Origin of the sequence: Pseudidiomarina homiensis, assembly GCF_003987225.1 — a bacterium.
Classification (GTDB): Bacteria; Pseudomonadota; Gammaproteobacteria; order Enterobacterales; family Alteromonadaceae; genus Pseudidiomarina; species Pseudidiomarina homiensis.
The window spans coordinates 524,835-543,695 of record NZ_PIPX01000001.1 but is presented as its reverse complement, the minus strand read 5'-3'; the positions used below and the strand labels follow the sequence as shown (position 1 = coordinate 543,695).

Sequence of the window (18,861 nt, the reverse complement as noted above, 5' to 3'; positions counted from 1 at the left end):
TCTTTACCCACTTCTATTTAACGTTGCGGATCATAGCATTAATCCCCGCTCACGAGAACTTGAATTACCTGCCACCAGTCGTTGATAAGCTTTACGCAGAGCAACAATAAGATGGCGCCCATGAGGCGATCAAGCCAATGACCAAAACGCCAAATTCGCTCGTATATTGGACCTATGGTCAAGGCTGTGGCTAATAAGGTAAACCAAGCGGCGGTCGCAACGGCCATATAGAGACCATAACTGGTTTTGATCCACGTCGGCGTAGTTGGGTCGATAATCGCGGTAAAGAGCGCCATAAAAAATAAGGTCGCTTTCACGTTGAGACCGTTGGTAATGAAACCAACCCGAAACGCTTTAGCGCGACTAAGCTCACCTGCCGCGGCGGCCGCCTCGGGCGCCTGACTTGCGGGTTTGGCTTGAATGGCTTGCCAACCTATCCAACCAAGGTACAACGCTCCCAATAAAAGCAGCGAGGCATAAACCCATTGGTAGCGGTGAATAATCAAGGTGACACCAAGTAATGAATACGCCACATGAATAAGTATCCCCGCACCAATGCCGAGGGCTACGTAGCGGCCGATGCGACGTCCATAAGCTAAGCTATAACGCGCGGTCACGGCAAAGTCAGGTCCTGGTGAGGCAACGGCTAGAAAGTGCAAAACCGCGATTTCGATAAATTCACGTAAATACATTGCTATTGGTTCTCGTTCGTCGTTAATCTATTCTTGTTTTCGCAAGCGAAGTTTCGCTTTCGGCAACCATGGTTGTGCTATTATTCAGCTGCGATTTAACAGCGAGGACTCATTGTGCTACTTAAAAACTATTCTTTGAACGCCCTGCGCGTCTTCGCGGTTGCGGCGAATGCCAGTTCCTTTAAGCATGCCGCCCAGCAGCTGGGGTTATCCCAATCTGCTGTAACAAGGCACATTCAAACCCTTGAAGAACAGTTAGGCACACAGCTGTTTCATCGTGATAATCGCATCCATGCCCTCACCCCAGCCGGAGAACTGTTAGGCGAACAACTGCTTGCGCTGTTTCAACAACTGGAGCAAAGTGTTGAGCGTGCGCGGGTCAGCGGCGATGAAGCCTTAACCACCTTGCGTATTTATGTTCCGAGTAATGTCCTGCGCTGGTGGCTAGCGAGTCGCCTTGCCGATTTTACCGCAATTTATCCGCATATTCGCCTGCAACTCGACACTTATGACGACACCGTTGCTGATCACCACCATGCAGCTATCGCACTGGGTGTGCAACAGGGGGCGTTTGACTTGGCACTGGTACATGGTCGCATTAAAGACCGCAATTTAAAGCAGCAAAATCTATACAGCCCGCGTTATGCACCTGTAAGTGCTGCTAGTGATATCACCACAAGCGGCCATTGGTGGGTGCAACCACAAAGCGAAGCGTGGCAAGCTTATCGCCGCGACTTTCCCGTTCAAGCACAGGCACTACCCGTACAGGCCGTGGCAAAACCTAGTATCGGCCTAGAGCTCGTTAGTAATGGCACAGGCTCGACGCTGGTCGATACCCTTTACTTACAGCACCCCGCATTTCGTTCATTGCAATGTAGCCAAGACCAAGCCGTTGACGGCAAGCATGATGTTTTCGTGGTGACGCGACAAGCTGCACGTCACCCCGTCGCCGTGGTTGCCTTCAGTAAATGGCTGCAAAGCCGCGTACAACAATCGTTATGATTGTCGGGGGGCTTGCGGCGGATAACGCTCCGCCAAGCTCACACTGTCGCCGGTATGGGTCACTACCCGCGCATGCCGGCGATTAAGTTGCCGCGGATCTGAAACACCACAGGAATGGGCAATAATATTCACACCGTATTCTAAATATTTGTGGTAATTGGCAACGCGAACCGATTTATCTGCCGGATCTAAACCTTTCTGTAAGTCCTTATCATGAGTGGTGACGCCTGTTGGACAGGTGTTTTTGTTGCATTGCATGGCTTGAATACAACCCAGTGAAAACATAAAACCACGCGCAGAAACAATAAAATCAGCGCCCATAGCAAGCGCCCAAGCAACATCAGCAGGCGATATCATCTTACCGGAGGCAATCACGCGAATTCGGTCTTTCAGCCCAGCCGCAATCAGCTTATCGACTAAAATAGGCAAGCTTTCAGAGAGTTTTAAGCCAACGTAATCCATTAAGGGTTGCGGCGCTGAGCCGGTGCCACCATCGGCACTGTCTAAGGTTATAAAATCCGGAGCAGCTTCTGGGCCCCGACGCAAGATTGTGTCAATCAGCTGATCAATCCAGCCTGGATCGCCCATAACGAACTTGATGCCGACGGGTTTATTGGTAATAGAACGAATTCGTTCAATAAAATCCAATAACTCATCATCGTTTTTGATTTCTGGGTGACGATTCGGGCTAATAGAATCTTGGCCTTCAGGGATACTGCGGATTTCAGCGATTTCTTTATTCACCTTAATTCCAGGCAATATGCCACCCTTGCCGGGTTTTGCCCCTTGGCTAAGTTTGAGTTCAAACATTTTAATGAGCTTGTGTTCACCTAACTCTTTTAAGCGTAGTTCGTTCAAACTGCCGTCTTTGTTGCGCACTCCATACTTTGCGGTACCAATCTGAAAGACTACATCACATTCACCTTCAAGGTGGTAAGGGCTCAAACCGCCCTCTCCGGTATTCAACCAACAACCAGCGATCTTAGCACCTTTCGACAGTGCTTTTACCGCGACCGGGGATAGCGCTCCGTAGCTCATCCCCGAGATATGGAAATACGAAACCGGCTTGTAAGGGTTGTCACAATAAGGGCCAATTTCGACTTCTTCTGGGTGCGTTTTCTCTTCTGTTTGCCGAGGGTATGGCGCATTGGCAAAAATGATGGTGCCGTTTTTCGTTAAATCACGGGTCGAACCAAAGGCTAAGGTACGGTCAGCATTTTTCGCGGCACGGTACACCCAACTGCGTTGAGCTCGATTAAATGGCATTTCTTCGCGATCCATCGCAAAAAAGTACTGCCGAAAAAACTCGCCGAGATTTTCAAAGACATACCGAAATCTTCCGATGACGGGAAAGTTACGACGAATGGTATGTTTAGTCTGTGTTTTATCGACGATGTACATCACGATAATGCTAACTAAACCCACGATCAGCAACAGCACAAATAAGCCAAGTAGCCATTGTGCGACTATTAGCAAGGTATCACTGTTCATCCAAGCATTATCGACCATAGCACGCCCCTTAGAAATTTCAGCTGATTCTAATGTAGCGTGCCATGGTCTTAGCGACAAGACTCGACAGCCAATAAGGTGATTAGACGTGATTTTTTGCAGGTTGAGCGGAAATCGTGCGTCTTGCCTTGCATGAAAAAATCGACAGGCGTAGCTTGAAAGCTGCACAAAACAAGAAGGAAACGCCAATGAAAACGATAACAAAACTGTTCGTAACAAGTGCCCTCGCCTTAGGCGTTAGCCAAGCCGTTTACGCCGAGTCCATCGCCTTAGTGGGTGGCCGCTTAATTGACGGCACCGCCGAACAACCCATTGCTGATAGCGTGATCTTAATTAAAGATGGTGTCATTGAAAAAGTAGGCAGCGTCGGTGAGCTTGATGTACCTAACGGCTATCGCATTATATCAACCGAGGGCCATGACGTACTGCCAGGACTTTGGGAAAACCATGCGCATATTCAATTAACCGGACACGCCGATTACCCGCATTGGCAGGCCGAATACGCCGATCGTTTTGTTGATGAGGTCATGCCTGCAGCACTAGTGCAATTACTCCTCTCTGGCGTTACTTCGGTCCGCGATCTAGGAGCACCGCTCGGCGATACCGTTGCAATCAAAGAAGCTGTAGCTGCGGGAGAGATCCCAAGTCCGAACCTTTACACCTCAGGGCCGTTTTTACAGTGGGAAACCGACGAGTGGCAAAGCCATTACCGCTGGCCGATAAAAACACCTGAACAGGCCGTTGAAAAAGTAAATGAGTTGGCGGATGCCGGCATGGAAATCGTTAAACTTATCGACCAAGACGACATGCCCCGTGAAGTTATGGAAACCATTGTTTCGCAGGCGCACAAACGCGGGCTGAAAGTCGTCGCCCATGCCCACAAGCCTGACGAAATTCGTTTAGGTGTTGAAGTTGGCGTCGATAACTTTGAACATACCGGCCTTACCACTGCGCCGGGCTATCCGGACGACGTGCTTGAGGCACTAAAAGAGCGCACAGCTACCGGTATTTTTGATGGTTTAATGTTTTGGACACCAACCGTTGAAGGTTTGTACAACTATGAAACTACCGTACAAAACCACGAGCATTTCGATAATAGCTGCTGGCATCGTGGCCTAAAAGAAGACACTATCGCTGACATCAAGCAGTCTATCGAAAAACCGGGACATTTGAGCTATTCACAACTAGTACCGTTGCGTAAACCAACGTTGAAAAACAAAATTGCGCAGTTAAAAGAAACCGGTGTGGTGATGCTGGTTGGCACCGATGTTGGTATTCCGATGAAGTTTCATTGCCAAACTACGTGGCGCGAAATGGCCACATGGGTCTATGAAATGGACTTCTCACCGATGGAAACCATTCGCGCAGCAACCTACTGGCCGGCGGTCATGATGGGCGTGCAGGACCAATATGGCTCCGTCACTCCAGGCAAAGTCGCTGACATCATCGCCGTGAACGGTGACGTGCTGAAATACATCAACCTGCTCCAAGACGTTGATTTTGTGATGCGTGACGGTGTGGTGTACAAGCAAAATGGTCAGGTGAATGAGGAATTATTGCCTGAATCGTTGCGTATGGAATAGCGATAGTGATAAAGGGCTCCTTAAACGGAGCCCCTTTTCTTTTAGCTTCAGCAAATGTCAGTGTTAACGGCTAAGATCCGCGACTTTCTGTTTTGAAAACCAAGGATACAGAACAGGTAAAACCACCAAGGTTAATAAAGTTGCAGACACCAGACCGCCGACAATAACAGTTGCTAGAGGCCGCTGAATTTCAGCTCCAGCACCGGTCGCGAACAACATCGGAATCAAACCTAACGCTGAAGTGATCGCTGTCATTAAGACTGGACGTAAGCGCGACCAAGCGCCGTCGAATACAGCTGCATCAACCGTGTGACCATCGGTTATACGTTGGTTAATACTTTCAACCAAGACCACCCCGTTGAGTACGGCCACCCCGAATAAGGTAATGAAACCGACTGCACTGGGCACCGACAGGTATTGCCCAGAAACATACAAGGCCACGATGCCGCCGATAACAGCGAGCGGCACGTTGACCAAGATCAGCATCGCTTGGCCAACCGTTCCGAAAGCGAAATAGAGCAAGAATGCAATCATCGTCAACGATATCGGCACTACAATAGATAAGCGTTGCTGAGCACGTTGTTGGCTTTCAAACTGGCCACCAATGTCGACTGAATAGCCGCTTGGCAAATCAACCTTTTCATTGATGGCTTGGCGAATATCGGTGACAACACTCCCCATATCACGCCCCTGCACATTAGACTGAATCACAACCCGGCGCTGCACATCGTCACGGCGTATTTGCGGCGGACCAGATTCAATTGCGACATTAGCCACTTCACCGAGCGTCACCCAAGCGCCCGATGGCGTTAGCAAGCGCAATGAGCGAATAGATTCCGGAGTATCACGAAACGCTTCGGCCAGCCTCACATAGATGTCATAACGTTCATTACCGCGGATGATTTGCCCAGCAGAAGCACCGCCGAGTCCGTTATCGACAACACGTAACACATCCGCGACATTAAGGCCGTAGCGTGACAATTGTTGACGCTTTGGTGAGACGACGAGTTGTGCTTCACCCTGAATCTGTTCCATGGCTACCGCAACTGCGCCGTCAACTTCCTTCACCGCAGCCTCTATGGCTTCGCCTTTGCTCGCCAGAATATCAAGATCAGGACCAAATAATTTGATCGCTAATTGTGACTTTACTCCTGACAAAAGCTCATCAACGCGCGTCGCAATGGGTTGAGAAAAGTTGAACAACAAACCAGGGAAAGCATCAAGTTTAGCTTCCATTTTTTCCTGCAACGCATAACGATCGGTTGCTGTGATCCATTCTGATTGCGGTTTAAGACCTACATAAATCTCAATATTGCTGATCGGTTCAGGGTCTCCGCCAACTTCAGCTCGGCCTATTCGACTTAGTGCATAAGTAGTTTCGGGAAACTCCATGAGAACTTTCTCGAGCTTTGGCGCCACTGCTAAAGCCGTTTCTAGATTCGACGATGGCGCCAAAGTGACACGTATATTTATTGTGCCCTCTTCCAGTTCTGGTGCAAACTCAGTGCCAAGACGAGGCACGAGTAGCAAAGCTCCAACGAACAAAACCGAAGCCACTGCAATAACGATTTTTTTACCTGCCAAAGCGCGCCTTAGCAGCTTTTTATAACCATTATCGAGAGGTTTTAGAAGCTTGTTTTCACGCGGTTTAATACCGCGACTGAAAAAATAGCTAGCTAAGGCCGGCACCACCATAATAGCCACAAAAACTGCAGAAACGATGGCAAGCATGATACTTATCGCCATGGGTTCAAATAGCTTTGCTTCAACACCTTGAAAACTAAACAATGGCATGAAAACAACCAAGATGATCATCGCCGCGAAAAACACTGGGCGTGCGACTTCGTTTGCAGCTTCTTTAATGCGAAGTTTAATGCCGTGATTATCGAGTTCCGCTGCCTGCGGGTCTGGGTCACGATACTCAGTCCGCTGGTCCGCTTCGTGTTTGTGTTCAACGTCGGGCCGACTCAGGTGCTTAAAGATGTTCTCCACCATCACTACCGAACCATCAACCAACATCCCTATCGCGACAGCTATGCCCCCAAGTGACATGAGATTGGCCGACATTCCCATCGCTGACATCACCATAAGTGCGATGGCAATTGACACTGGTATCGACAGTAGTACTAAAAATGTGGCGCGTAAGTTGAGTAAAAACAACGCCAACACAGCAATGATAAAGATAAAGGCAATTAGCAATGAATACGCAACTGTCGAGACTGCTTTTTGAATTAGATCCGCTTGATCATAATACGGCTCGAACTTCACACCATCAGGCAGGGCCTGCTGAATCAGCGGAATACGTTGCTTAATTCCGTCAATAGTGGCCTTGGTATTTGACCCCATGCGTTTAAGCACGATGCCAGAGACAACTTCACCCAGTTGGTTGACCTCGCCATCAACCTTGCGAGACATCGATACCGCACCTTGACGAATCTCGCTACCTATTTCAACGTCAGCGACCTGACCTAGAGTAACCGAAACGCCATCAACCGTTTTGAGAGGGATCTGACGTAGTTGCTCTAGACCATCCTTACCGCTATCGAGCCAACCAGTACCCCGAATGACCAATTGTTCTTGACCACGCGGCATGTACCAACCACCGACGTTACCATTATTTTGGTTGACTGCTGACATTACATCTTGCTGCGTCAACTCGTAAGAGAGTAACTTCGCGGGATTTAGATTAACCTGATACTGCTTTACCTTTCCGCCAAAAGATAATACTTCAGTAATACCTTCTACGGGCATCAGTAAGAGCTTAACGACATAGTCATTTAAACTACGTAGTTCCATACTCTTGACGCCAGAGTCGGGTTCGGCAAGGAGTAAATATTGGTAAACCTGGCCAAGTCCAGATGAGTTGGGTCCCATCTCTGGTGTCCCGACACCCTCGGGAATTAATTCTTTGGCGGCTTGTAATCGCTCAAATACTAACTGCCGGGCAAAATAAATATCGACACTTTCGTCGAACACAACCGTTATACCGGATAGCCCTGTTTTGGATATTGAACGAACCTCTTTAACGTCAGGCAGCGCATACATCACCGATTCTATGGGGTACGTGATGAGTTGCTCAACTTCTGTTGCGGCTAAACCTGGCGCTTCGGTATTCACGGTCACCTGTACGTTGGTGACATCTGGGAAGGCATCAAGATTAAGCTTTGGTATCACAAAAACTGACGCGATACTTACACTGAAAAGTGCTAACACCAACAAGAGACGGTTGGCGACAGCAAACTGAATAATACGCTGAAACATACAACCTCCTCTTAGTGGTTATGCGGGTCGAAACCGCCTTTAGCGAGTTGCGAAGCGACAAAAAATGCGCCGTTATCAACATATGTGACACCCTCATCAACACCTGTGATCACTTTCCAAGGACCATTTTCAGCAACGATAGTCACTTCTAGCGGCTCAAACTTACCGAGTTCATGCTCAATGAAGATTTGCCAATCGCCATCCGGCGCGCGCATCAAGGCTGAATCTTGCACGGCAAAAACTGGACTATCAGAGGCGACTGAAAAATAAACATCAGCAAATAAGCCAGGATGCAATTGGTCGTGTTCATTTGGTACTGCTAAGCGAATGGTGCGAGTGCGCGTTTTGTGATCAATGGTGTGACCTTCTTGAATGACTTTGGCGGCAAAGCGTTGCCCATTGACCTCTACCGTGACCGCATCACCATAGTTGACCTCAAGATCGGCTGAGCCCGGGAGGCGCGCGTTTACCCACAGCAGGTCTTCTTGCAAAATTTCAACCAGTTCATGACCGGCATTTACCTGTTGACCTTGTTTAAAATCATCGCTTACGACGATTCCGTTTATTGCGGCGGTAAGCTGATATTCACCAATTGGGTAATTGGGTTTGTTGAGTCTTTCTATAGCAGCCATTGACATACCGAAAGCCTTCAGTTTTGCCTGCGCAGAGGCAAATGCGTTTTTGGCTTCAACAAAACGCTTTTCACCAACGGTTTGCTCGCCTAACGATTGCACGCGTTGCCATTCGTTTAAGCTGACCAAGTAGCCACTTTGAGCCTCTGCCATTGTCGCACTGAACAAAGTCGCCAAAGGCTGTTCTTGTTCGACATGATCACCAATACTGACAAATCGCTTAAGTACGGTTGAATCAATTCTTGGACTCAGTACATAACTGTTGAAGTCATTGGCAACCACTTCACCGGGTGCATAAACTGGATAGTCGATGATTTTACGTTGCAATTTACTCGTACTAATTTCTGCCATTGCCTGCTGTTGCGAGGAAAGCTCAACACCCTCGCCTTCTTCATGACTTCCTTCTTCATGTCCTGCCTCCGCATGCTTTTCTGTCTGCTGTTGCGGCTTATGCTCGGCTTTGGCAGCATGCTCGTGTTGATCCTGCGCCATCACTGGCGAACTAAGTGCGAGAATAACTGCTGCGTATAAAGGTTTGATTAACATTGTTTTATCTCCAAACTGGTCATCATTTTATTGGCTCAACGGTGGCAACCCTAGTTGCTCACTAAGTCCACCGGAGCGGTAAAGCCATTCAATGGCCGCTAATCGATAGGCTGTTTGCAACTCAATACCAGCAAACTGACTGTCCAATTGCTGTTGCATTGCAGTGAGGTAGTCCGTGGTTGATAAATCACCAGTTAACCAAGCCTGTTTGATAAGCTGCATCGATGTCGTTTGCCGCGATTGGAAATTTTCGGCCCAACTTTGCCACTGTCGTTTCACGAAGCGGTAGTTATTAAGTGCTGAACTGAGAGCAGCTTCCCATTCTTTGCGCAAAGCCAAAACCCGTTGCTCAGCAGCAACCGCCTCATTGTTTGCCGCCTGCACAGCGTCAGTGTAGTTATTGCGGATTTGCAAAGGCACGCTGAATGATAAACCGACGACATTTTCATTACCGCTTTCACCAGCTTCGATGCCAAAGGTTGGATTAGCTTGAGTAAGCGAACGTTGCCAGTTAATGTCGGCCCGTTTGAGCTGCCATTTCAGGTAAGCTGCGGTGAGCGTTGGGTGTTGTTGCCAGCTGCTATTTAATTTGGGTTTAACATTAAACAGCTCGCGATCAATCGCTTGTGCGGTTAGCTCAGTGCTTGTAAGCAAAGCTCGTAAGTCGGCCTCCGCTGTTTGTAAACGTTGATAAGCCGCTGCCGATTGTTGCAGCTGACGACTTAAAGCTAGCACCGTTAACTGTTCATCAATTGCACCTAAATCACCGGCTTTTCTTCGCTCAGCGACGAGTTCAATGGCTTGTTGTACAATCTGCTCCTGTTGCTCAGCAAGAGCGAAACGTTGTTTTGCATCGTACCAACGCACATAAGCTGTTAGTAGGGTTTTGGCCTGATCGGTGGCCGCTTGCTCATAAAGGCTCTCGGCAAGTACAGTCATAGCATCACTTTGACTGGCGCGGGCTTCATTCCCCGTACTCCAGTCAAACGTTTGGCTCAGGCCAATTGTGTAATTATTGAATTCACCTTCGCGCTCTAAACGCGAAGAGAGGGTTGGGTTATAGAGGGGCTGAGTTAGCTGTTGGCCCTGCTCTATCATCGCTTCGGCTTGCCGCTCTGCGGCTTTCACACTCGGGTGCTCAAGTACGCTTTGTTGCCACTGCAGTGCGGGTTCTTGCGCATGGGCATAGCCGGTCGAAACGACCAGACTCATAGCAGCAAATAAAACTTTGCTGCGGGTCACTAATAGACGCATAAAAGACTCCTCAGTCGTACTACTGCGTAAACATAAAGGTTTAATGCGCTGCTAAGCAGCGTGGACAGTAGTTACGAGGAGATGGGTGGCCGAAATAATGGCGATGCTAAAGGGTTGGTGTAGTCTTGAATGTAATTTGCAATAGTGCTCGTCAAACGCGGTAAAATTAGCGTTTTATCAGCTTTCATTGCGTATATGTGAAATGAACCGTGACAGTGACAACAATGGTGGCAGTCGAAACTTACCGAGCCCTTCTGTGGCAACTCTTGCGGGCTGATCTGATTTTCATCATGATCAAAGTCGAGGTGTTGCTCAGGTGACGTTTGATGAGGTTGATGCACGTCAGCAATAGCCTGACTGACCTGAGTCAGAAACGCTAATAACACCAACATGATAATACCCTGTCTCAACATCACGGCCTTCTGTTAAAAAAGAGTCGCCAGCCTAACTCAAGATGGTGCGTACTGCAACCTTATCAAACCAAGGCTTAGACCGAATTTAATCAGTTGGTGAATCGACAAATCGACATTTGAGTTGCATTCTGAATTTAGGGCGACGGCTTTCAGTGACCCCGAAACGCAATTTCGGAGTTATCCTTTAAGGGGCCGCGCTTGGTTCGTGCCATTGCAATTGGTAAGGATTAAACGGCTCTTGTAAATTAGGCTTGATGATTGCGAAATATGGCGAAATGTCGAAATCGCCCGGCACATATTGGCTATGATGTCGCCTGATAAGTTTTTCTTCCATCGCGTGCGGTAGTATCGGGTAATGAATCGATTGAAACGCTTGGGCAATTAGCGAGGAACAAATGGCCTTGGTGGGATCGCCACTGCCGAAAGTTAGCAAACTGCGCCGCCATTCGACCGGTACCGGTGGCGTACTGATTAAATAGCGAGCTAAATCTAAGATATGCCCTGTATCGTACTGATGACCCAACCGATTCTTAGCATAATCTACCGCCTTTGCCATATCGTCGGGGCGAATCCCAACGGGCCGGCAAATCCGCGTATGTACAGATTGATAGTATGATAGAGGCACCAAACGCACCCCTTCAACAACATCCGCCTCTAACAGCACTACCCCTTTCTCATTATCTTTTTCGACACATAAAGCAGCGTGCGACCAAGTCGACTGCGTAAGGTATTTGATCGCTGTGGCGATGCGACTATTGCCATCGATCAGCAACACGTCACCAACCTCAATAGCTTGCTCCAGCGCGGTAAATTCAGACGTTGGAGGAGTAGGACTCGCATTTCCAGGTTTTTGCAGATAGCCAGCGATTTTGTTGCCGAACCAAGCTAATAAACCCATTATTTAGCACCTTACATTAACCACATCGATTAATAGTAACGACTATACAAATGGCTGTACATGAGTGAATTCAATGGGAACTTAAATAACGTTTAGGAAGTGGTGCCCGGGGCCGGACTTGAACCGGCACGCTGTTACCAGCGAGGGATTTTAAATCCCTTGTGTCTACCAATTTCACCACCCGGGCACATCATAGATGTAGTACCTGAGACTCCGATGGAGGCGGGACCCGGAGTCGAACCGAGATCCACGGATTTGCAATCCGCTGCATAGCCATTCTGCCATCCCGCCATCGGGATTTGGAGCGGGAAACGAGATTCGAACTCGCGACCCCAACCTTGGCAAGGTTGTGCTCTACCAGCTGAGCTATTCCCGCATCCAGTGCCGACGCATTCTACTGTCTATTTCGGCAAGGTCAACGATTTTTTGCCGCTAACCTGTTTGTTTGCTTATTTTTAATCCACTTGGCTTAAATCTGACCAAGCCGCGCGCAAATATTCCCACATTGACCACAACGTCAGCACAAATGCGACGTACAGCAAAATAGTCGCAGTAACGATAACAAAGGTATTGGCTTCCCAAATGAGGCCACCGATAGCGACCATTTGCGCGGTAGTTTTTATTTTTCCCAAATTCGAGACTTGGACTTTTGCTTGTGAACCAATTTGCGCCATCCACTCGCGTAAGGCAGAAACCACCAGCTCGCGGCTGACAATCGCCAACGCTGGCACACTGATCCACCAAGTTGCATAGGTTTCAACGACAACGATCAACGACGCGGCAACCATGACTTTATCGGCCACTGGGTCTAAAAACGCACCGAACTTGGTGAATTGATTAAATTTTCTTGCGATATAACCGTCTAAACCGTCGGTAACTGCCGCTAAAGCAAAGACAAACGCCGCCCAAAAGTTAGCATCACTGCCCGGTAAATAGTAAATGCCCAAAAATACCGGGATCAGTAGGATGCGAAAGCTGGTCAGCAGGTTGGGAATATTCCACATGCGACTGAGAGTTCCTTTTATTCGTCACGAAACGCGTGATAGATGGTTTCAGCTAATTCGTGGCTGACGCCAGGTACCGCTGCGAGTTGCTCAATACTAGCCTGTTTTACCTGTTGTAATCCACCTAGATTTTGCAATAAACGTTGTCGGCGCTTGGCACCAATACCTGGAATATCCTCTAGGCGCGAAGTGCGACGGACTTTCGCACGGCGCTGCCGGTGACCGGTAATAGCAAATCGGTGCGATTCATCACGAATGTGCTGCACCAAATGCAATGCAGGCGCATCAGCAGCCAACGGAATAGTCGCATGGCTACCAGCCAAGATAAGCGTCTCTAGGCCTGGTTTACGCGACTCCCCTTTTGCGACACCAACGAGTAAAGGCGCAGCTTTTGCCGATTCAGTCGGCCAGTCGGCAAAATAATCTTCCGCCTGACTTAACTGCCCTTTGCCGCCATCAATAAACAAAATATCCGGCATCGGTGCCGCATCAACTTTACCGTGCTTGAGTGGATCAAAGCGACGCTGCAATGCTTGCGCCATCGCGGCATAATCATCACCCGGCGTAATGCCTTTAATATTGTAACGTCGGTAGTCACTTTTTTTCGGGCCTTGCTGGTCAAACACCACACACGACGCCACAGTTTCCTGTCCCATCGTGTGGCTAATATCAAAGCATTCCATACGCGTGATAGGACGCCCAAAGTCGAGCTCTTGCTCCAAGGCACGAACCCGCATCATCATAGTACTCGCTTGATTCGCTTTGCTATCGAGCGCGTTCATTGCATTCTTTTGTGCTAGTACCTGATATTGTTTACGTTCGCCTCGGACGTTATGTGTCATGCGAATTTTCTGCGCCAAGGCCTGTTCAAGTGCTTTCAATTCTTGTTCCGGATCAAGTACGTTGGCGGCATTTTGCTCGGGTAAGATAATCTCACGTGGCAAGCGTCGTTCCACTTGATCATTCAAGTAAAACTGCAGCAAGAATGCCAGTAGCACTTCCGCATCTTCAGTGTTCGCTGGAACCTTCGGAAAATAGCTACGGCTGCCCTGCACTGCGCCATCGCGGACAAATAACAAATGAACAGCGGCAATTCCACCTTGGCGTGCATAACCAATGACATCAAGCTCTTGTTGATTGCCGGTCACTGCATTGCGTTCCTGGACTTGGCGTAAGGCGCCTATTTGATCACGAAAACGCGCTGCGCGTTCAAAATCTAACGCTGCACTCGATTGTTCCATTTTGCCCACCAGTTGCTCAATGACCTCCTGGTTCTTGCCTTCTAAAAAGCGTTTGGCGAGCTCTACTTGCTCGTTATATTCATCATCGCTGCAGTAGCCTTTTACGCAAGGTGCCAAGCAGCGCTTGAGTTGGTATTGCAAACAAGGTCGACTGCGCGCGCGGTAGTAAGAGTCTTCGCATTGGCGCACGGGAAAAAGTTTTTGTAACAGACGCAGACTATTGCGCACTGCAACACCATTTGGGAATGGTCCAAAATAACGGCCTTTTTCGCGGCGCGTACCACGGTGAAACGCTAAACGTGGATGCTGATGATCGCTGACGAGAATATATGGATAGGATTTATCATCACGTAACAGTACGTTGTAGCGCGGTCGGTATTTCTTAATGAAATTGTTCTCGAGGATCAGCGCTTCAGCTTCGGTATTGGTTACGGTGACTTCGATAGTGCAGATTTGCTTGACGAGCGTTTGCGTCTTCGGGCTGTCCACTTGGCTACGGAAATAGCTGCCCACACGTTTACGCAGGTCTTTCGCCTTACCCACGTAAATAATGTCGCCTGACGCATCATACATCCGGTACACCCCGGGCTGATGCGTCAGACTTTGTAGAAATCGCTTAGCGTCGAACGCCTCCTTCGCTTGTTTCGTCATCGTCTTGTACTGCTACCTCGTCATCAAGATCTACCAATTTCATTTGCAACGCTAAATGCGTCAGCTCAACATCACCACTAATCCCGAGTTTATCAAAAATTCGGTAGCGAAAGGTATTCACTGTTTTACTACTTATATTAAGCAGCTGCCCAATTGCTGTGGAACGACGTCCTTGCGCTATCATTTGTGCGACTTGAATTTCACGCTTACTTAATTTAGCTAGCAGTTCGCCCTGCCGTTGTCGCGCTGGGTTTTTCGCTAAATACTCGGCAACACTTGCGGCCACATACATACGTCCTTTACTCAGCATATGACAAGCGTTCAAAAACTCATCTTTTTGCGCACTTGCAAGTAAATACCCCTCGACACGTTCGAGATTACACTGAAAATCAAGTACGTCTTGAAATCGTGCCGCCCAGAGTAGCATATGAACATCTGGATAGCGGCGCTGAATACGACGCCAGACTTCAATAGTACCGTCGCTGCATAATTGACTGCCAAGGATGACCGTGGCGAACGGAGCGCGAGCGATTGCGTCGCGTAATTGTTGTTGGTTGTTTACGGTTGCAACTACTGAAAATTTAGGCTCTTGGTTGATTAATGTTTCCATGCCTAACCCCACCAACTGTGAGGGTACAGCTACGATGAACTCTGTCATCTTCGCTTCCTTATGAAGACACCGAACAATTTCGGTTAGCGCACCAACCCCATGTCGGTGCGAGTCAAGATATGCCCGAGATGCGTTTGGAGTGCAAGCAAAAATACAACAAAATTATCACGTTTATTTATTCTCTTACACGCTCAGCATCAACATATGGTCATTCTCATTTATTGATTTGCTTTTTAACGTCAAATGAAGCCTAAGCAAAAACTGTCACGGTTTGTCGGCTAATCGCTACGAGTTGCCCTTGCTTGTCCCAAATGTGCGCATGCGTATGCCCGTAGCCGTCGGCCGCGTAGTCAATTGTGGCGACGTAATGCCACCATTCATTTGTCAGCTGTTGCGGAAGGTGTGACGGAAACTCAATCGTCCAAGTGAGTGAACTTGCAGGTGCTAGCTCAGTTAGGTGCGGCAAGAGCGCCGGTGGCCACGCATCGACTAAGCCTAAAAAGGTGCCAATGGTCACCGGCTGGCTAAGTTCACTAAAACGCATGAATCCACCAAATTCACGGCTTGTATTACCACTAAATGGCAGTCCTCCTACCGTCACGCTGTAATCAAATGCGCGGGCAAATTCGGGGAGTACTTTCGCCGGTGGAAATGGCGTACCAGCATCGAGCTCAATGCTCTTAGGTTCCGGGGTATCAGTGACTCGTATTTGTGAAACACGGGCCGCACCGTAGGTTAAAAGAGCAGCTAAAACAACTTCATCATGCTGTACAATCTCAACTGCTATTTGCGTAACGTTTTTGCCCTTTCGTAATACGCGACGCGATAAGCTTGCTTGCCCCGCAAGTACCGGCGCAACAAATGAAACCGTCATAGCCCTGAGCTGTTGTTCGGGATCAGCCCCAGCATGACCATGTTGCCAAGCTATCGCTGCAGTAAGTCCGCCAAACAACGCCCGACCTTGCCCCCACCCCGCTGGGAGTTCAATTGCTTGTTGCGCAGCCGGTGTAATCCGTTGCAGTACCTGATCGAAAGCTTCCATAACATCCTCGGTAACTAAACTTGTTGTAATGTTTTTTCGTATAAGAAGATAAAGCAGTATAAACAGGTACGACCAGATGATAAAGCACAAACAAAAAAGCCCGCTAGCGAACTAGCGGGCTTTCGGGAAATTGGCGGAGAGAGAGGGATTCGAACCCCCGGTGGGTGTGAACCCACGCCTGATTTCAAGTCAGGTGCATTCAACCGAACTCTGCCATCTCTCCGGTGTCTGTGGCTGTGTGCCTCAAGACGAAGCGAATGATAAAGAGCCTGAATCGGCTTGTAAAGCAAAAATTTGAATCATTTGGTTCGTTTGCTGTCATTTTATACAATTAGCAACAAAATTAGCTTGAAAGCATTGCTTGTTACCCCCACTTTTGGGATACACTGCGTGCAGTTAGTTAAATCAACGGAGAAGTCCATGAACAATCAAGTTCACGTATCGTCTACCCAGCGTGGCGAATCGGTTCTACAGACCAACAAAGTATTACGCAACACTTATATGTTGCTTGGATTAACGTTGGCCTTTAGTGCGTTTACCGCATTTTTGGCAGCGAGCATGGATCTGCCTAACCCTGGTATGATTATCACACTGGTCGGTTTTTATGGCTTGTTATTTTTAGTTCATAAAACCGCAAACAGTGCTATGGGCTTGCTCTCGGTGTTCGCCTTGACTGGTTTTATGGGGTACACCCTCGGCCCGATTTTAGGCATGATTAACGCCATTGGTCCGCAAGGCGCTGAAATTATTATGACGGCGTTGGGTGGTACAGCATTGATATTCTTTGCGCTATCGGCCTACGTCTTAACCACCAAAAAAGACATGTCGTTTTTGGGCGGTATGATGGTCGCCGGTTTCTTTGTCTTGATCGCTCTGTTCATTGCGAACTTGTTCTTGAACATGCCAGCGATTGGTTTAGCTCTGTCAGGTTTGTTTATTCTGTTCTCAGCAGGAGCTATCTTGATGCAGACCAGTGCCATTATTCATGGCGGCGAGCGTAACTACGTATTAGCAACGGTCACCCTTTATGTATCGATCTATAACATCTTCGTCAGCTTGCTGAACCTGTTGATGGCCTTCGGCGGTGACGAATAAGCTTGTGACGGACATTGTTCTTTCGGTGCATAGTGCACCCGACGACTCTCGCAGCCTGTTAGCGTTTCATTACGCGCAGGCTGCGCTTACGTTGGGACATCGGATTCAGCAAGTCTTCTTCTACGAAGCGGGCGTGCTGCATGGCCAGCACATGGGTACACAAGTCACGCCTGTGGCTGCCGAATGGTTAAAGCTCGCCACCCAGCACGACATTCCTTTGGTGCTCTGTGCTACCGTGGTTGAACAAGATTATCAATTGTCTGAGGCGGACTTGCACGATGGTTTTGCGCTAGGAGGCTTAACCGAATTCAGTATGGCTGCCGCAAAAGCTGAACGGGTGATGCAGTTCTAATGACGATCTACGTAATTCAAACGCAAGCGCCCGATGCGCCCGCAAGTTGGCATGGCCAAGCCATGTACTTAGCGCTGGCCACACTTGAGCTCAATCCGCAGTTGGTACTGCTAGGTGATGGCTTGCAGCATCTTCAGCAGGGCCAGGATGCGCTGCATTCTGAACGCTCGTTGCAAAAACGCTATGCCCTACTCGACTTGTACGAATGCCCTGCACCGTTGGTGGTTACTGAGAATGGCTCAGAATCCACTACAGACTGGGTTATGGACGTTCAATCGGTCGATCACCAACAACTTGCTAATCGCCTCGCTTGCGCCGGTAAAGTTTTGCGTTTCTAATGCTTGGCCAGCAAACGCACTACGGCAAAATAATGAAGGTAGCTCATGAACAGTAACGATACTTTGCTTAATGAAGACCTGCCCGCACCACGAGCTCTTTATTACATCCGTTCGTGGCCACTCTCAGACGCCGATCAAGCCTTGTTAGTCAGTACCGCACAAGGCCAAGATCTGACGGCTATTTTTACCGAGCAGGCGCTCGAGCAACTGTTGGTAACACCTGAGCTACTGGATGAATTCCCTTATCCTGCTTATGTATTGCAGACTGAACTTGAGCTGCATGACGATAGCGCTGAGGCGCTGCCCCCCTTTGTGATGCAGTTAAATGATGCAAGTTGGGTCGCGATGACCCTGGATGCGCAGCCAGTGAGCTACGTCGGCTTAGCAAACGCGAGTAAATCCAATCATGTTTGAGTTTAATGGCCGTAGCTATGCTACTGACAAGCACGAGTACCTTGCGAATTTCTCGGATTGGAGTCCAGAGCTTGCCGAGTATATTGCCAGCTTGGAAGGAATCACGTTAACGGAAGCTCACTGGGAAGTGGTGAACTTTGTCCGAGATTTTTATCGAGAATTTGATACGAGTCCAGCTATGCGAGTCTTAGTCAAGGCCATAGGCCAACGACTTGGTCCGGATAAAGCCAATAGTCGTTATTTGTATCGATTATTTCCGAAAGGCCCGGCGAAGCAAGCCACGCGCATTGCGGGCTTGCCAAAACCGGCGAAATGTATTTGAGC

General features: G+C 48.6%; 18 protein-coding genes and 4 tRNA genes. 7 read left to right on the top strand and 15 right to left on the bottom strand.

Annotated elements, in window-relative coordinates:
* Nucleotides 1–38 precede the first annotated feature (38 nt).
* Complete coding sequence (locus CWI70_RS02575) at nt 39–692, bottom strand: LysE family translocator (protein ID WP_126770288.1); 654 nt, start codon at nt 690–692, stop codon at nt 39–41.
* Nucleotides 693–806: 114 nt separating this feature from the next.
* Here CWI70_RS02575 and CWI70_RS02570 point away from each other — a divergent pair, with 114 nt between their 5' ends.
* A complete protein-coding gene (locus tag CWI70_RS02570) occupies nt 807–1,694 on the top strand; it encodes a LysR family transcriptional regulator (protein WP_126770286.1) in 888 nt (295 codons plus the stop codon).
* Here the strand turns inward: CWI70_RS02570 and CWI70_RS02565 are convergent.
* Nucleotides 1,689–3,185: an FMN-binding glutamate synthase family protein gene (locus tag CWI70_RS02565; RefSeq protein ID WP_420849350.1), complete on the bottom strand. Its 1,497-nt coding sequence runs from the start codon at nt 3,183–3,185 to the stop codon at nt 1,689–1,691. The two genes, CWI70_RS02570 and CWI70_RS02565, sit on opposite strands and share 6 nt — an antisense overlap.
* 206 nt (nt 3,186–3,391) lie before the next feature.
* On the opposite strand from CWI70_RS02565, the gene CWI70_RS02560 reads away from it, so the two are divergent.
* Nucleotides 3,392–4,786, top strand: a complete 1,395-nt coding sequence (locus CWI70_RS02560) for an amidohydrolase family protein (protein ID WP_126770282.1) — start codon at nt 3,392–3,394, stop codon at nt 4,784–4,786.
* Between the two features lie 63 nt (nt 4,787–4,849).
* On the opposite strand, the gene CWI70_RS02555 is transcribed toward CWI70_RS02560, so the two are convergent.
* From CWI70_RS02555 to CWI70_RS02495, 13 genes are all read right to left on the bottom strand, one after another.
* Nucleotides 4,850–8,047, bottom strand: a complete 3,198-nt coding sequence (locus CWI70_RS02555; protein WP_126770281.1) for an efflux RND transporter permease subunit — start codon at nt 8,045–8,047, stop codon at nt 4,850–4,852.
* Nucleotides 8,048–8,058: 11 nt separating this feature from the next.
* Nucleotides 8,059–9,225, bottom strand: coding sequence for an efflux RND transporter periplasmic adaptor subunit (locus CWI70_RS02550; RefSeq protein ID WP_126770279.1), 1,167 nt, complete (start codon nt 9,223–9,225; stop codon nt 8,059–8,061).
* A 27-nt stretch (nt 9,226–9,252) separates the two neighbouring features.
* Nucleotides 9,253–10,479, bottom strand: a complete 1,227-nt coding sequence (locus tag CWI70_RS02545) for a TolC family protein (RefSeq protein WP_126770277.1) — start codon at nt 10,477–10,479, stop codon at nt 9,253–9,255.
* Between the two features lie 71 nt (nt 10,480–10,550).
* Complete coding sequence (locus CWI70_RS02540) at nt 10,551–10,871, bottom strand: hypothetical protein (RefSeq protein WP_126770275.1); 321 nt, start codon at nt 10,869–10,871, stop codon at nt 10,551–10,553.
* A 205-nt stretch (nt 10,872–11,076) separates the two neighbouring features.
* On the bottom strand, nt 11,077–11,790 hold the full coding sequence (locus tag CWI70_RS02535) for a YiiX/YebB-like N1pC/P60 family cysteine hydrolase (RefSeq protein ID WP_126770273.1): 714 nt from the start codon (nt 11,788–11,790) through the stop codon (nt 11,077–11,079).
* Nucleotides 11,791–11,890: 100 nt separating this feature from the next.
* Nucleotides 11,891–11,977, bottom strand: a tRNA-Leu gene (locus CWI70_RS02530).
* 30 nt (nt 11,978–12,007) lie between these two features.
* Nucleotides 12,008–12,081 (bottom strand) — tRNA-Cys (locus tag CWI70_RS02525).
* A gap of 9 nt (nt 12,082–12,090) precedes the next feature.
* A tRNA-Gly gene (locus CWI70_RS02520) sits at nt 12,091–12,166 on the bottom strand.
* A gap of 79 nt (nt 12,167–12,245) precedes the next feature.
* On the bottom strand, nt 12,246–12,794 hold the full coding sequence (gene pgsA / locus CWI70_RS02515) for a CDP-diacylglycerol--glycerol-3-phosphate 3-phosphatidyltransferase (protein ID WP_126770271.1): 549 nt from the start codon (nt 12,792–12,794) through the stop codon (nt 12,246–12,248).
* A gap of 17 nt (nt 12,795–12,811) precedes the next feature.
* Complete coding sequence (uvrC, locus tag CWI70_RS02510; protein WP_126770269.1) at nt 12,812–14,686, bottom strand: excinuclease ABC subunit UvrC; 1,875 nt, start codon at nt 14,684–14,686, stop codon at nt 12,812–12,814.
* Nucleotides 14,652–15,344: a LuxR C-terminal-related transcriptional regulator gene (locus CWI70_RS02505; protein ID WP_126770267.1), complete on the bottom strand. Its 693-nt coding sequence runs from the start codon at nt 15,342–15,344 to the stop codon at nt 14,652–14,654. The genes uvrC and CWI70_RS02505 overlap by 35 nt, the downstream gene beginning before the upstream one ends.
* 202 nt (nt 15,345–15,546) lie before the next feature.
* Entirely contained in the window at nt 15,547–16,338 is a 792-nt protein-coding gene (locus CWI70_RS02500) for a thioesterase family protein (protein ID WP_126770265.1), read from the bottom strand.
* A gap of 131 nt (nt 16,339–16,469) precedes the next feature.
* Nucleotides 16,470–16,561: transfer RNA gene (locus CWI70_RS02495), tRNA-Ser, on the bottom strand.
* A gap of 197 nt (nt 16,562–16,758) precedes the next feature.
* Here CWI70_RS02495 and CWI70_RS02490 point away from each other — a divergent pair.
* Genes CWI70_RS02490 through CWI70_RS02470 form a run of 5 tightly spaced genes read left to right on the top strand, consistent with a single transcriptional unit; the run spans nt 16,759 to nt 18,859 of the window.
* Nucleotides 16,759–17,433: a Bax inhibitor-1/YccA family protein gene (locus CWI70_RS02490; protein WP_126770263.1), complete on the top strand. Its 675-nt coding sequence runs from the start codon at nt 16,759–16,761 to the stop codon at nt 17,431–17,433.
* 4 nt (nt 17,434–17,437) lie between these two features.
* Nucleotides 17,438–17,785 carry a DsrE/DsrF/TusD sulfur relay family protein gene (locus tag CWI70_RS02485; protein WP_157980849.1) on the top strand — a complete coding sequence of 116 codons (348 nt, stop codon included), beginning with the start codon at nt 17,438–17,440 and terminating at the stop codon, nt 17,783–17,785.
* Entirely contained in the window at nt 17,785–18,123 is a 339-nt protein-coding gene (locus CWI70_RS02480; protein WP_126770259.1) for a DsrE family protein, read from the top strand. Before CWI70_RS02485 ends, CWI70_RS02480 begins: the two co-directional genes overlap by 1 nt.
* 45 nt (nt 18,124–18,168) lie before the next feature.
* Nucleotides 18,169–18,537, top strand: a complete 369-nt coding sequence (locus tag CWI70_RS02475; RefSeq protein ID WP_126770257.1) for a hypothetical protein — start codon at nt 18,169–18,171, stop codon at nt 18,535–18,537.
* The gene (locus CWI70_RS02470) at nt 18,530–18,859 is read left to right on the top strand and encodes a TusE/DsrC/DsvC family sulfur relay protein (RefSeq protein WP_126770255.1); all 330 of its coding nucleotides are present in this window, start codon (nt 18,530–18,532) and stop codon (nt 18,857–18,859) included. Before CWI70_RS02475 ends, CWI70_RS02470 begins: the two co-directional genes overlap by 8 nt.
* The last annotated feature ends 2 nt before the right edge of the window (nt 18,860–18,861 follow it).